The 13,010-nt window shown below is 72.2% G+C and carries 10 protein-coding genes and 1 pseudogene; 5 read left to right on the plus strand and 6 right to left on the minus strand.

Going from position 1 to position 13,010, the window contains the following annotated elements; genetic code table 11:
• Positions 1-123 precede the first annotated feature (123 nt).
• Entirely contained in the window at positions 124-618 is a 495-nt protein-coding gene (locus OG858_RS14080) for a DUF3145 domain-containing protein (RefSeq protein ID WP_086753135.1), read from the minus strand.
• Positions 619-972: 354 nt separating this feature from the next.
• Here OG858_RS14080 and OG858_RS14085 point away from each other — a divergent pair, with 354 nt between their 5' ends.
• Positions 973-1,878, plus strand: coding sequence for an SGNH/GDSL hydrolase family protein (locus tag OG858_RS14085; protein WP_319064699.1), 906 nt, complete (start codon positions 973-975; stop codon positions 1,876-1,878).
• A 297-nt stretch (positions 1,879-2,175) separates the two neighbouring features.
• Here the strand turns inward: OG858_RS14085 and OG858_RS14090 are convergent, their stop codons facing one another.
• On the minus strand, positions 2,176-4,644 hold the full coding sequence (locus tag OG858_RS14090; protein ID WP_319259329.1) for a glycoside hydrolase family 3 protein: 2,469 nt from the start codon (positions 4,642-4,644) through the stop codon (positions 2,176-2,178).
• 112 nt (positions 4,645-4,756) lie between these two features.
• Between OG858_RS14090 and OG858_RS14095 the strand changes: the two genes are divergently transcribed.
• Both OG858_RS14095 and OG858_RS14100 read left to right on the plus strand, forming a co-directional pair.
• Positions 4,757-5,374 carry a TetR/AcrR family transcriptional regulator gene (locus OG858_RS14095; protein ID WP_319064701.1) on the plus strand — a complete coding sequence of 206 codons (618 nt, stop codon included), beginning with the start codon at positions 4,757-4,759 and terminating at the stop codon, positions 5,372-5,374.
• A 393-nt stretch (positions 5,375-5,767) separates the two neighbouring features.
• The gene (locus OG858_RS14100) at positions 5,768-7,012 is read left to right on the plus strand and encodes a pyroglutamyl peptidase (protein WP_319064804.1); all 1,245 of its coding nucleotides are present in this window, start codon (positions 5,768-5,770) and stop codon (positions 7,010-7,012) included.
• 159 nt (positions 7,013-7,171) lie between these two features.
• On the opposite strand, the gene OG858_RS14105 is transcribed toward OG858_RS14100, so the two are convergent.
• The 4 genes from OG858_RS14105 to OG858_RS14120 all read right to left on the minus strand — a co-directional run bounded on the left by OG858_RS14105 (position 7,172) and on the right by OG858_RS14120 (position 11,170).
• Positions 7,172-7,996 (minus strand): EI24 domain-containing protein, encoded by an 825-nt coding sequence (locus OG858_RS14105; RefSeq protein WP_086752678.1) that lies wholly within the window; start codon positions 7,994-7,996, stop codon positions 7,172-7,174.
• Between the two features lie 144 nt (positions 7,997-8,140).
• The gene (locus OG858_RS14110) at positions 8,141-9,364 is read right to left on the minus strand and encodes a GDSL-type esterase/lipase family protein (RefSeq protein WP_319259333.1); all 1,224 of its coding nucleotides are present in this window, start codon (positions 9,362-9,364) and stop codon (positions 8,141-8,143) included.
• A gap of 104 nt (positions 9,365-9,468) precedes the next feature.
• Positions 9,469-10,047, minus strand: coding sequence for a TetR/AcrR family transcriptional regulator (locus OG858_RS14115; RefSeq protein WP_319321650.1), 579 nt, complete (start codon positions 10,045-10,047; stop codon positions 9,469-9,471).
• A gap of 61 nt (positions 10,048-10,108) precedes the next feature.
• Entirely contained in the window at positions 10,109-11,170 is a 1,062-nt protein-coding gene (locus OG858_RS14120; RefSeq protein WP_086747154.1) for a hypothetical protein, read from the minus strand.
• Positions 11,171-11,413: 243 nt separating this feature from the next.
• Here OG858_RS14120 and OG858_RS14125 point away from each other — a divergent pair.
• A pseudogene (locus OG858_RS14125) lies at positions 11,414-11,710 on the plus strand (M14 family zinc carboxypeptidase); the annotation flags it as partial.
• Positions 11,711-11,741: 31 nt separating this feature from the next.
• On the plus strand, positions 11,742-12,926 hold the full coding sequence (locus tag OG858_RS14130) for a serine hydrolase domain-containing protein (protein ID WP_328544834.1): 1,185 nt from the start codon (positions 11,742-11,744) through the stop codon (positions 12,924-12,926).
• Positions 12,927-13,010: the final 84 nt, after the last annotated feature.

Consider the following 13,010-nt stretch of genomic DNA (forward strand, 5'->3'; position numbering starts at 1 on the left):
CTGTACTGAACGGCGTGTGGCCCGGATCCCTCTTCAGGGGTTCGGGCCGCAGCTGTTTGTGCGTCGGGTGCGGGTGGGACGGGGCTGGTCGCGCAGTTTCCCGCGCCCCTTTCGGGGCGCTCCTCAGACCACCTGGTGCAGCCAGCGGACCGGGGCGCCCTCTCCCGCGTATCTGAACGGCTCCAACTCGTCGTCCCAGGGCTTGCCGAGGAGTTTGGCGATCTCGGCCTCCAGGTCGGTCTCGCCGCGCTGGGAGCGGGTCAGAGAGGCCCGCAGGCGGTCCTCGGGGATGAGGATGTCGCCGTGGATGCCGGTGACGGCGTGGAAGATGCCGAGCTCGGGGGTGCAGCTGTAGCGCTCGCCCTCGGCCGTGGCGCAGGGCTCGGCGGTGACCTCGAAGCGGAGGAGGTGCCAGCCGCGCAGTGCGGACGCGAGCTTGGAGGCGGTACCGACCTGGCCCTGCCAGGAGAACTCTGAGCGCCAGGTGCCCGGGGCGGCCGGCTGCCGGATCCAGTCGAGGTTCACGCGCGTCCCGAGAACACCGGCGACGGCCCACTCGACGTGCGGGCACAGCGCACGCGGCGCGGAGTGCACGTACAGGACTCCACGTGTCGTCACCGGGGCCTCCACAGAGCAGGACAGTTTGCGATTCGACGGATCGGCGGTGGCGGAGCGGCCACGTGGCGAGGCTACCGTGCGGCAGGGCAAGGAGTGTGACGTACCGTCGGAGCCAACGCCGGGAAGCAGCGGTGTTTCACCCGGCGGGACGCGTGCCGGACCCCCGGCCGGGGGTCCGGGGCCGTCCCCCGGGAAGACACAGCCACCCGAGGGGACGCCTGTGCGGTACGGAACAGTTGCACCTTGCGCCGCACCGTTCTCGCCACCGTTCCCACCGGCCTGCTGTGTCGGGAACTCTCGCGCGTTGTCATGGGTGGGAACTTGCACGTGCGGGACCGACGAGGGGACCAGGGGATGCGGAAGCGACGCCACCGTTCGAGGGCGGTGTTCGGCGCGGCCTTGGCGGCGGTCCTGCTGGCCGTGGCCGGCTGTGACGCCACCGGTGGTGACTCCCCCGGCCCCGAGGGAACGGGAGCGAGGGCCAAGCCCTCCCCGTCGCCCACCCCCACCCCCGCCTGGGACAGCACCCCCGAGTCGCTGGCCGCCGTCGGTGACTCCATCACCCGTGGCTTCGACGCGTGCCAGGTGCTCTCCGACTGCCCCGAGGTGTCCTGGGCGACCGGCAGCGACGCCTCGGTCGACAGTCTCGCCGTACGGCTGCTGGGCGCGGCCGGCGCGGCACAGCGGAGCTGGAACTACGCGGTGACCGGGGCCCGGATGGCTGACCTGCCGAGCCAGGTGGCGCGGGCGGTGCCCCGTAAGCCGGAGCTGGTCACGGTGATGATCGGCGCGAACGACGCGTGCCGGGCGACCGCCGCCGACATGACCCCGCTCGCCGACTTCCGCGCCGACTTCGAGGACGCGATGGCGACCCTGCGGGACAGCCTGCCCAAGACCCAGGTGTTCGTGGCGAGCGTGCCGGACCTGAAGCGGCTGTGGTCCCAGGGCCGTACGAACCCGGTCGGCAAGCAGGTCTGGAAGCTGGGCATCTGCCCGTCCATGCTGGCCGACCCCGACCTCCTCACCACGGCGGCCGGCCGGCGGCGCGACGCCGTCCAGGACCGGGTGGAGGCGTACAACGACGTCCTGCGCGAGGTGTGCGCCGAGGACCGCTACTGCCGGTACGACGGGGACGCCGTCTTCGACTACCGCTTCGGACAGACCCAGCTCAGCCAGTGGGACTGGTTCCATCCGAGCGTGGACGGGCAGGCCCGGCTGGCGGAGATCGCGTACCGGATCATCAGCAGGAAGGATGCGTGACCTGGGTTTCCGCCGTGGCCAAGGGTTGCGTTCATGAGTGAGCTCCTGACGCGCCCAACCGGCCGCAGTTTCCCAGTACGGAGCTGCGGCCGGGGGCCGTGTATCGGTCGGAGACCGTCTAGTGGGTTCGGGGCGCGTCAGTAGTCAGGTTCGTTCGTGGTCGGGCGCGTTCGTGGTCGGGCGCGTTCGTGGTCGGGCGCGTTCGTGGTCAGGCGCGTTCGTGGTCGGGCGCGTTCGTGGTCGGGCGCGGGGTGGGGGCTGGTCGCGCGGTTCCCCGAGCCCCTGGCGGAGTCGCGGCTACTCCTGGACCTCGATCGTTGCCGTCACGCGGCGATCGGCGATCGAGCGACCTGCCTCCACCTCGTACGAACCCCTCACACGGGTCCACGAGTCGGCCGCCTCGTCCCAGATTTCGAAGGCTCGGCGCGGAAGTCGGACGACCGCCTCCTTCGTCTCCCCCGGGGCCGCCTCCACCGTCGTGAAGCCCGCCAGCCAGCGGGTCGGGCGGTTCTCGTCCGGGGTCGTGGGGGCCAGGTAGAGCTGGATGGTCTCGCGGCCCTTCCTGGTGCCAGTGTTGCGGACCCGTACCGTCGCCGTCGTGCCCGTGACGTCGAGGGACTCGTACGTCCAGTCGGTGTAGCCGAGGCCGTGGCCGAACGGGTACGCGGGGGTCGCGGTCTGCCTGTCCCAGGCTCGGTAGCCGATGAAGACGTCCTCGTCGTAGGAGAGCTCGCCGGCGGTCGGGGCGACCTGGGTGACGGGCGCGTCCGGGAGGGAGCCCCAGGTGGTGGGGAGGCGGCCGCCGGGCTCGTGGGTGCCGGTGAGGACGTCGGCGAGAGCGGCGCCGCCCTCCTGGCCGGGGAACCAGGTGAGGAGCGCGGCGGCGACGTCGTCGCGCCACGGGAGTTCCACCGGGGAGCCGGAGTTGATGACCACGACGGTGTCGGGGTTGGCGGCGGCCACGGCGCGGACCAGGTCGTCCTGGCGGCCGGGGAGGCTCAGGTTCTTGCGGTCGAAGCCCTCGGACTCGACGCGGTCGGTGGTGGCCACCACCACGACGGCCGTGTCGGCGGCGCGGGCGGCCTCGACGGCCTCGGCGATCAGGTCGTCCGGGTCGCGCTGCGGCTCCTGGTGGCAGAGCGAGAAGGCGATGACCTTGAAGAGGGCATCGGCGGGGAGTGCCGTGACGTGGGTGAGGGAGATCTCGGTGGGCGTGCCTGCCGTCAGTTCGACCTGAGCCCGGGGGACGGGGGCGCCGAAGAACGTCACGAAGGGGTCGTCCGTGTCGGTGGTCTGGACGTCGTCGAACAGGGTCGTGCCGTCGACGGTGAGGGTGAAGGCGCCGAGGCCCTTGATGCCGAAGGTGTGCGTGCCGGTCTCGCGCGGGGTGAAGGTGCCGGTCAGCTCGACGGTGTGCAGGGCGTCGTGGGTGACACCGTCGGGAAGGTCCGAACCCATCCACTGGAGCTGGCCGTTGGGGGCGGAGCCGATGCCGAGGACCGTGCCGGTGGTGTCGCGGCAGACGGCTCGCAGGACGAAGCCCTTGTCGGCGACGGCGAGTTCCACGTTGGGGTCCGCGCCGACGGCGTACGTCAGCGTGCCTTCGGGGAGGGCGGTGGTGAGGCCGTCGAGGGGGGAGACGATGCGGGACGGGAAGACCGTGGCGGAGCCGCCGCCGAGGACGCGGGCGTCGCGGGCCGCGGCGCCGATGAGTGCGACCTTCGCGCCCGGCCTCAGGGGCAGGGCCGCCCGACCGTCCCGTACCTCGTTGCGGACCAGGACGAAGGCGCGGCGGGCGATCTCGCGGGCCAGGGCCTCGCCGTCGACCGGGGCGGGGAGTTCGGTGACCACCGGGTCGGCGCCCTCCAGGATGCCGACGCGGGCGGCCAGCCGCAGGACCCGGCGGACCGCCTCGTCGACCTCGGCCTCCGCGACCTCACCGGCACGGACGGCGGTCGCCAGGGGCTCGCCGTAGACCGTGGCCGGGCCGGGCATGGCGACGTCGAGGCCGCCGGTGAGGGCGCCGGCCGTGGAGCGGGCGGCCATCCAGTCGGAGACGTTGAAGCCGTCGAAGCCCCACTCGCCGCGCAGGACCTCGTTCACGAGGTAGCGGTGCTCGGTCATCGTGGTGCCGTTGACCGTGTTGTAGGCGGTCATGATGCCCCAGGGGTGGGCGTTCGCCACGATCGCCTCGAAGGGGGCCAGGTACAGCTCGCGCAGGGCGCGTTCACCGACCAGGTTGTTCACCGTGAAGCGGTCGGTCTCGGCGTCGTTGGCCACGAAGTGCTTGACCGTGGTGCCGACCCCGCCGGACTGCACGCCGGTCACATAGCCCGAACCGATCTCGCCCGTGAGGTACGGGTCCTCGCTGTACGCCTCGAAGTGGCGGCCGCCCAGCGGGGAGCGGTGCAGGTTGACCGTGGGGGCGAGGAGGACGTGGACGCCCTTGCGGCGGGCCTCCTGGGCCAGCAACACACCTGCCCGGCGGGCGAGTTCGGGGTCCCAGGTGGCGGCGAGGGCGGTCGGGGAGGGCAGCGCGACGGACGGGTCGTCCACGGTCCAGCGCACCCCTCGTACGCCGATGGGGCCGTCGGACATCACCAGGGAGTCCAGGCCGATCTCGGGGAGCGCGGGCAGGGTCCACATGTCCTGGCCGGAGAGGAGCCTCGCCTTGGCGTCGAGGTCCAGCTCGGCCAGGGCCTTCTCCACGGCCGCTTCGCGCGTCTCGTCGGCCGGGGTCGGGTGTGTACCCGGGGTTGCCGCCATCGCGGTGCCTCCTCGTCGAGTCCGATCTGTCTCCCCATCGTGCATCCATTACCTGTAGAGCGGTAGGTTTCGTTATCTTGGCGTTATATTTCTGCCCGTTCGGCGGGGTCCGATGACGTACGGTGACGGCATGAGCGGCACCAGCAGGACCAGGGGCGTCAGGGGTGAGGAACGGCGCGCGGAGATCGTGCTGGCCACCCTGGAGGTGATCGCCGAGCGCGGCTACCGGGGCGCGAGCATGGCCTCGATCGCCGAGCGCGTCGGGCTCACCCAGCAGGGACTGCTGCACTATTTCCCCACCAAGGACGCGCTGCTCGTCGCCGTCCTGGAGGAACGGGACCGATGGGACGCCGTGCCCGACAGCGCGCTGCGGCTCGACCTGCTCGGCTCCCTCGTCGAGTACAACGCCATGCGGCCCGGCATCGTCCAGACCTTCTCCGCGCTGCTCGGCGAGAGCGTCACCGAGGGGCATCCCGCGCGGGAGTTCTTCACGGAGCGGTACGGGCGGGTGCGAGGGGCCCTGGCGGAGGTGCTGCGCGCCGAGTACGGCGACCGGCTGCCGAGCGGGCTGACGCCGGAGCGGGCGGCGCCGCTGCTGGTGGCCGTGATGGACGGTCTGCAGTACCAGTGGCTGCTGGATCCGGGGGCCGTGGACATGCCGGGGGCGTTCCGGGACTTCCTGGCGTTGCTGGGCGAGGACGGCGAGGGGCGCGGGGCGGGGGGCGGTTGACGGGGCCCGGGGTGGGGCCTGGTTGACGGGGCCCGGTCGACGGGGCCCGGGGTAGGGCTCGATCGACGGGACCCGGGGTGGGGCCGAGCGGAGGTCGAGGGGCGATCGTCGGTGCCGACCGGGTGCCGTTGCGCCCACCCGCACCGCCGCCCCACCGGCACGACGCCCCGCAGCCAGGGCGAGGGAACGACGGCAACCGCCTCCACCACGGGGCGGCATGGCGCGCGCCCCTTCCGTCACGCAATACTGCCGCCGTCCGGAGCGACACCCCCACGGCACGACAGCTACGGAAGGACCCGAACTCCCTTGATATCCAAGACTCTTCCGACTTCTCCGACCTCCTCGACCTCCCCACACCCGGTCTCCCCGCGCGCTCGGCTCGGCAGGCACGGGATCCGTGGGGCGGCCGTCGGGCTGGCTGCCCTGCTGGCGGGGCTCTGCACCCCGGCCACGGCCACGGCCTCGCCCGCCTCCGTCGCCGCACCCACCGTCGAGGAACAGCGCCTCGACCGGGCCGTGCCTCAGGAGATCCTGCGGCGGTCCGGATTCGGCACCGTGGCACCGGAGTTCGGGCGGGCGCTGGACGGGGCACGGTCGTTCGCGCAGGCCGAGCGGATCGTCGTACGGCAGGGTGCGCGGTTGTGGACGCGGGCCGTGGACCGGGCGCAGGGGCGGGGGCCGGCGGGCGGTGATCTGAGCCGGGACGACGACCGGCCTTTGTACTGGGCGCGGTTGGGGATGACGCGCGAAGTGCGGGGATGGGAACCGGACTTCGAGCTGTCCGACCGTCAGAGAGCGCTGCTGCTGGGCAAGTTGGAGCGGGCGTCGCGCGGGCAGGACTCCCTTCGGTATCCGCGGGGCGGCAAGGGCGTGAAGCGGATTCTCGTCACCGGGTTCGATCCGTTCACGCTGGACCGGGACGTGCGGATCTCCAACCCGTCCGGGGCCACGGCCCTCGCCCTCGACGGAACGGTGATCCGGACCGCCGACGGGCCCGCACGCATCGAGACGGCCGTCTTCCCCGTCCGCTGGCAGGACTTCGCCGACGGCACGGTCGAGCGCACCCTCCGTCGGCAGTTGCCGCGCGTGGACCTCTTCGCGACCGTCAGCCAGGGCCGGGTGGGCCGTTTCGACGTCGAGCGGACCAACGGGGCCTGGCGGGGCGGCTTCGCCGACAACGACAACATCGGCCGCACCGGGACCGTCCCGGTGACCGACCCCGCCACCCAGCCCCAGTGGACGACCACGACGCTGCCGTACGCGGACATCGTCGCCGCGAACACCGGCCGCTTCCCGGTCTACGACAACACGAGCGTGACCGAGATCCCGGCGGGCGGCACGGCGGCGGTCGTACGGCCGGACGGACCGACCCCGGGATCGACCGCGCGGGCCGGAGGCGGCGGCGACTACCTCTCCAACGAGATCGCCTACCGGGCGACGCTCCTGCGCGACCGGCTGGGGTTGGGCGCCTCCCTGCCGGGCGGGCATGTGCACACGCCCGTCCTGCAGTTCGGCGCCGGCAACACGAACCCGGCGACCGGGACGGTGACCGATCCCGAGTTCGTACGGAACCGGCTGGACATCATCGCGCAGGTGCGGGCGATCGTGACCGTGGCGGTCAACGGCCCGACCGCGTGACGGATCGGGCCGCGGGCGGCATCCGTGTCGCCGCCGAGGACGCGAGAGCGGACGACCTGCGGGTAGCGCCACGCCCCTGAGGCAGGGGGACCGCCACCGCCACGCCCCTGAAGCAGGGGGGCCGCCCCGGACCGTTCCAGGCGTGCCGGTGCCCGGGGTTCACGCGCCGACCTCGGGCTTGCGGAACATCTGGTTCGGGTGGCCGAGGGGGGCCCGGTTCCGCTCGTCCTCGTCGGTCGTCTCCTCGCCGAGCAGGTCGCGGGCCATGAGGGTGGCGCCCGCGACCGCGCCCGGCATCAGGAAGACGGCGACGAACGGCACCAGGAAGGAGAGGGCCAGCGGGGTGCCGAAGCCCCAGATCAGCATCTTGCGGGAGCGCAGGAGGGCGAGGCGGTCGCGGAGTTCGACACGGCGGCGCTGGAGGGCGACGGCGGTCAGTTCCTCGGCGAGGAAGAAGCCGGTCACGAAGAAGCCGATCACGGGGACGACCGTCTGGCCGATGAACGGGACGAAGCCGAGGCCGAAGAGCAGTACGGCCCACAGGAGCGCCCGCACGACGATACGGAGGCTGTCCCGGCCCGAGAGCCACAACTCCTGCCACAGCGGCAGGCCGGACTCCGGTGCGGAGCCGTCCGGTGAGACGTCCCGGTCGACCTTCTCCGAGAGGTTCTCGTAGAAGGGCTGGCCGATGAGGAGGGTCACGGCGGTGAAGGTGATGACCGCCAGGGCCAGGGCGAGGGCGAACAGCACGACGGTGAGGAGGCCGCGGAAGAGGCCGAGCCAAGGGCTGGACCAGTCGTCCGCGAAGGGGGTGGCCCAGGTGACGAAGTCCGGGCCCCAGACGCCGAGTGCCACCAGGGCGCCGAGGTAGAGGACGAGTGTGATCAGGCCTGGGATCAGGCCGAAGCCGTACTGCTTCCCGTGCCGGGCCACCCAGCGTTGGCCCTGGACGAGGTACTGGAAACCCACCCCTAGATCGCGCATGGGGCGCACTTTACCGAGGGGGGATGAAGAGGGTCTTCGGTGGGAGCGTATGAGCGGTATGTGCGGATTGCGAGTTGCTGGTCGCGCGCACGCGGCGGGGCCGCACATCGATGCGGCCCCGCGCCCCCTTTGGTCCCGCGGCCCTCAGAGAGCGAAGGCTCCCTGCGGCTCGAAGGCCAGCTCCGCGAAGCGTTCGCCTATGAGGCGGTGGGTCTCGGCGTCCGGGTGCAGGTCGTCCGGGAGCGGGAGCCGGTCGGCCTCGGGCTCGCCGTAGAGGGCGAGGCCGTCGAGGTAGTGGAGGTTGGGGTCGTCGGGAGAGCGCCGGGCCACGATGGCCGCGAGTTCGTCGCGGATGACTCGGAGGGTCAGTTTTCCGGGGGTGGGGTCCTTCGGGTCGCCCATGGCCCGGAAGCGGAGGAGGCCCTCGTCGAGGCCGGTGAGGTCGGGGGCGCTGGGGCCGGGGGTGTCCTCGTGGATGGGGCAGAGGATCGGGGAGACCACGAGGAGGGGCGCGGTGGGATGGCCGTCCCGGATCGTGTCGAGGAAGCCGTGGACGGCGGAGGTGAAGGCGCGCAGCCGCATCACGTCGTGGTTCACGAGATTGATGCCGATCTTGACGCTGATCAGGTCCGCGGGGGTGTCCCGCATGGCGCGGGCGGTGAAGGGGTCGGCGAGGGCGCTGCCGCCGAGGCCCAGGTTGATGAGTTCGACGCCGGCGACGGAGGCCGCGTGGGCGGGCCAGATCCCGGTGGGGCCGACGGCGTCGGAGCCGTGGCTGATCGAGCTGCCGTGGTGCAGCCAGACCCTGCGGCCCGGAGCCGGGGCGGGCTCGACGGGGGCGTCGGTGCGCAGGGCGACGAGTTCGGTGGTCTCGTTGTGCGGGAGCCAGATCTCGATCGTCTTGAGGCCGGCGGGGAGGTCCGTGAAGGTCACGGTGCCGGGTGGGCCGGGTCGGTGCTCCGACGTTCCGGTGGTCATGTCGACGGTGACGGTGTTGCCGTCCGGCACGCTCGCGCGGGCGGTCAGGCGGCCGTCGACGAGCAGGTCGTACAGGCCGTCCGGGCGGGGCGGGGCGCCCACATAGGTCCGCTTGGTGCGCAGGGCGTCCAGTTCGACGGCGGTGGCCCGGGTGCGGAGGACCAGGCGTACGCCGGAGGGCTGGGACTCGACCATGGCCAGCTGGGGATCGGTGCACTGGGCGCGGGCCCGGGCCGGCAGCCGGTGCGGCAGCACACCGTGCTCGGTGCGCTCCAACTCCAGGGCGCCGCGCAGGAGGTCGGCGGTGATGGGGGTGGTGATCCAGTGGGGGGTCGTGGGGTCTGTGGGGTTCGTGGAGTCTGTGCGATTCGTGGGATCTGCGGAGTTCATGGGGTCTGAGGGGGTCGTGGGGTCTGAGGGGGTCGTGGGCATGGCTCAACCTGACGATCGGTGGGGTGGATTGTCCGGCGGTGAGTGGCGTGGCCGCCCGGTGGTCAACTGGGCGGCGGGGCCGGCCAGTTGCGCAGCAGGGCGTCGAGGGCGTCCAGGATGCGGTCCCAGCTCTCCTGCGCGTCTGGGGCGCTGTGGCTGAAGCCGCCGGCCGACTCCAGGCTGACGTAGCCGTGGAAGACGCTGCCAAGGAGCCGGACGGCGTGGGTCTGGTCCGGCTCGGTCAGGTCGTAGCCGCGCAGGATCGCCCTGGTCATCTGCGAGTGTCTGCCGCCCGCACTGGCCGCGGCCGTCCGGGGGTCCAGTCTCAGCTGGGCCGCCGCGTAGCGGCCGGGGTGTGCGCGGGCGTAGTCGCGGTACACGTTCCCCAGCGCCGCCAGAGCGTCCTTCCCGGCCCGTCCGGCGAGCGCGGCGGTGCCCCGGTCGGCCAGCTCTTCCAGTGCGAGCAGGGCGATCCGGGTCTTGAGGTCCTGGGAGTTCCGCACATGCGAGTACAGGCTCGCGACCTTGACGTCGAATCGCCGTGCCAGCTCGGAGACGGTGATCTCGTCGAAGCCGATCTCGTCGGCCAGCTCCGCGCCCGCCCGGGCGAGGCGTTCCGGGGTGAGTCCTGCGCGCGCCATGGCCGTCCTTTCACTCGACGAATCGATTATGCGATTGCCTAAAGGTTTTAGGCAAGAGGCATTAGCTCTTAGGCAACGCGGCCAGGCACCGGCGAAGCTCCTCCATCGGGTACGGGGTCTGCCTGCTCTCGTCCCCCAGGCGGCGGAAGAAGGTCGCCATCACCGTGGCGAGCGGGGCGTACCGGGTGATCGTCGCTGCGGCCGTGTCCGGGATACCGGTGGGGCGCTCGCCCTGGGCGTACACGCGCATCCGGGCCTCGCGCTCGTCCCGGTCGTAGTCGTACAGGTCCTTGAGCAGCCAGTTCACCAGATGGCTGAGGGCGTAGCAGCGGTCGTAGCCGCGGTGGCGGTCGAAGAAGGCGGTCTCCCGCGGGGCGAGGTCGAAGCGGGAGGACAGGGCGAGGCCGTAGTCCGTGAAGTAGAGGCGGTGGCCGTCGGTCAGGATGTTCTGGAAGTGGGCGTCGAAGTGGAGAAGGCCCCGGCCGTTCATGAACGAGATACCGGCTGCCAGTTCACGCTCCACCAGGGCGCAGGCCCGGTCGGCGGGCCCGGCGCCGGCGGTCGTCTGTTCGCCGAGCCACTCGTGGAGGTTCTGCGGGATGTACTCCAGGAACAGCGCGACGCTCGCGGAGGAGTCGCGGCGGCCCTCGATACGCCTGTGTATGCCGGGGCCGCCGCCCCAGTAGGTGACGGCCCGTTCGACGTCGGCCAGTTCCTCGGGGAGGGGCGTGGAGTCCGGCACCACCCGCCAGTGGTACATGAGCGGGAAGCCGTCGTACTCCCCCGCGAGCGCCCAGTTCGTCGTCATCGTGTGGACGGCGAGTTCCCGCCAGGCGCCGAAGCCGGGGCTGCCGACGGAGCCGATGCCGTACTGGCAGAAGGGTGGTAGCCCGAAGAGGTTCGCCGTGGAGTGGACGTTCTCCGGTCGCCGCTCAAGGTCGGTGAGGGGCACCCGCTTCACGAAGACCGGGGTTCCGTCGACGTCCAGCAGCGCCGACTTCCCGCCGATACCGGAGCCGAGCGGGGTGGCCGTGTCGAGGAGTCGGTGCAGGGAGTGGTCGCTGTGCAGGGCCAGGGCGGTGGAGGCCGCGCCGTGGGCGGTCAGGCGCGCTTCGCGTGACATGTCGGGAGGGTTCACTCCTGATGCGTAACACCCCGGCGGGTTCCGGCGCCGGACAAGGGTGATCGAGGGGGACGAAGTGGGCGCGGCGCAGGGGCGATTGGGGGGGGCGATCGAGGCGGTCGTGGTTCCTGCGCCCCCTTGTTGCCCGGGAGTCGAACAGGTAGACAACCTGTGGTCGACCACCCGCCGCAGACACCAGCGGTCAACACCAACAGTCATCACCTGCGGTCATCAAACGCGGTGAATTCGGGCGGCGCGGTGACCGGCGGCGCGCCGGACCACAGCTTCGTCTACGCGCCCGTATGGTTCACCGATCTCGGCGGCGGTGTCACCGTGGAGCAGTCGTACGGCACCGGGAACCCGCTGGTCTCCGGGCACTGGCGGCCGTTGGACGACGGCACCGGCGGCCCGGCAGCGGCGGCGGGCCGGGCGTCCGTGGTCAGTGGCCCGAACGCGGTCCTCTTCGGCACGGAACCTCTCTTCCTCGACCATCCGAAGGGGGAATTCCCGCAGGTCGTACGGGCGTTGCTGACGGTGTAGAAGCAGCTGAGGTCGAGAAACGGGAGCGTGCATGACCGAGGGGACCCGGACGGCCACCGTCCACGGCACGGTCGCCGACGGCTTCGAGGCGGTGCGCGAGGAGTTCGCCGTGTTCGTGGCCGGTGAACGGGGCGACTACGAGGGGCAGTTGACCGCGTATGTGCACGGGCGGCGGGTCGTCGACCTGTGGGCGGGGCCCGAGGAGGAGGCGGAGACGGAGACGGGCGCCGACACGCTGCACGGCGTGTTCTCCTCCACCAAGGGTGCCGCCCATCTCGTCGTCGCGCTCCTCGTCCAGGACGGCGTACTGGACCTGGACCGTGAAGTCGCCTACTACTGGCCGGAGTTCGCGGCTGAGGGCAAGGGCGCGCTGACGCTGCGGGAGCTGCTCGCGCACCGGGCGGGGCTCGTCGGCACCGACGCCGGGTTCACGCTGGAGGAGCTGGCGGACGACCGCGTCGTCGCCGAACGCCTCGCCGTCCAGCGCCCGTTCTGGCGTCCGGGCGCCGCCTTCGGCTATCACGCGCTCGTCATCGGGGCGCTCACCGGAGAGGTCGTACGGCGGGCGACGGGCCGCACGCTCCAGGAGGTGTACGAGGAGCGGGTCCGCGCCCCGTACGGGCTCGACTTCTTCCTGGGGCTGCCGGCCGAGCAGGAGCCCCGCTTCCGGACCGTCCTGCCGATGACGCCGACGCCCGCGCAGCAGGCCGAGCTGGACGCCGTGCCGCACGGCCCGCACACGCTGGCGTCGATCGCGTTCAACTCGCAGGTGCCGGACCCGGGAGAGCTGACGGACTTCCCCAACGCCCGTGTCGTGCGGGCGAAGGGGCAGTCGTCGGCGGGCGGTGTCGGCTCCGCGCGCGGGCTCGCCGGGATGTACGCGGCGGCCATCAGCACGGTGGACGGCCGGCCGCCGCTGCTGAAGCCCGACACCATCGGTGAGTTCGGCCAGATCCACTCCGCCGGTCACGACCTGGTGGCCCGCGCGTTCAGGGCGTACGGCCTCGGCTTCCAGGCGACCGCCGAGAACCTGTACCCCTTCCTCGGCGCCGGCACCTTCGGCCACAGCGGCGCCGGCGGCTCCCAGGCCTTCGCCGACCCCCGCAGCGGCCTCGCCTACGGCTACACCCGGCGGCGCATGGCCTTCCCGGGCGGGGCGGCACCGGAGAACACGGGGCTGGTGCGGGCGGTGCACACGGCGGCGCTGGCGCTCTGAGGGCCGCACGGCCACTCCCGTGCGCGTACTCCCGTGCACACGGTCCCGCACGGCTTGTCCCGAACGGCCGGCCCCGCACACACG

The sequence above is a fragment of the Streptomyces europaeiscabiei genome (genome assembly GCF_036346855.1).
Taxonomy (GTDB): Bacteria; Actinomycetota; Actinomycetes; order Streptomycetales; family Streptomycetaceae; genus Streptomyces; species Streptomyces europaeiscabiei.

What these genes read in the sequence shown, in the direction of transcription:
- OG858_RS14130 (WP_328544834.1), top strand. Translation starts at nt 11,742, where the DNA reads ATGACCGAGGGGACCCGGACGGCCACCGTCCACGGCACGGTCGCCGAC.
- OG858_RS14105 (WP_086752678.1), bottom strand. Translation starts at nt 7,996, where the DNA reads ATGCGCGATCTAGGGGTGGGTTTCCAGTACCTCGTCCAGGGCCAACGC.
- OG858_RS14095 (WP_319064701.1), top strand. Translation starts at nt 4,757, where the DNA reads ATGACGTACGGTGACGGCATGAGCGGCACCAGCAGGACCAGGGGCGTC.
- OG858_RS14115 (WP_319321650.1), bottom strand. Translation starts at nt 10,047, where the DNA reads ATGGCGCGCGCAGGACTCACCCCGGAACGCCTCGCCCGGGCGGGCGCG.
- OG858_RS14090 (WP_319259329.1), bottom strand. Translation starts at nt 4,644, where the DNA reads ATGGCGGCAACCCCGGGTACACACCCGACCCCGGCCGACGAGACGCGC.
- OG858_RS14120 (WP_086747154.1), bottom strand. Translation starts at nt 11,170, where the DNA reads ATGTCACGCGAAGCGCGCCTGACCGCCCACGGCGCGGCCTCCACCGCC.
- OG858_RS14110 (WP_319259333.1), bottom strand. Translation starts at nt 9,364, where the DNA reads ATGAACTCCGCAGATCCCACGAATCGCACAGACTCCACGAACCCCACA.
- OG858_RS14085 (WP_319064699.1), top strand. Translation starts at nt 973, where the DNA reads ATGCGGAAGCGACGCCACCGTTCGAGGGCGGTGTTCGGCGCGGCCTTG.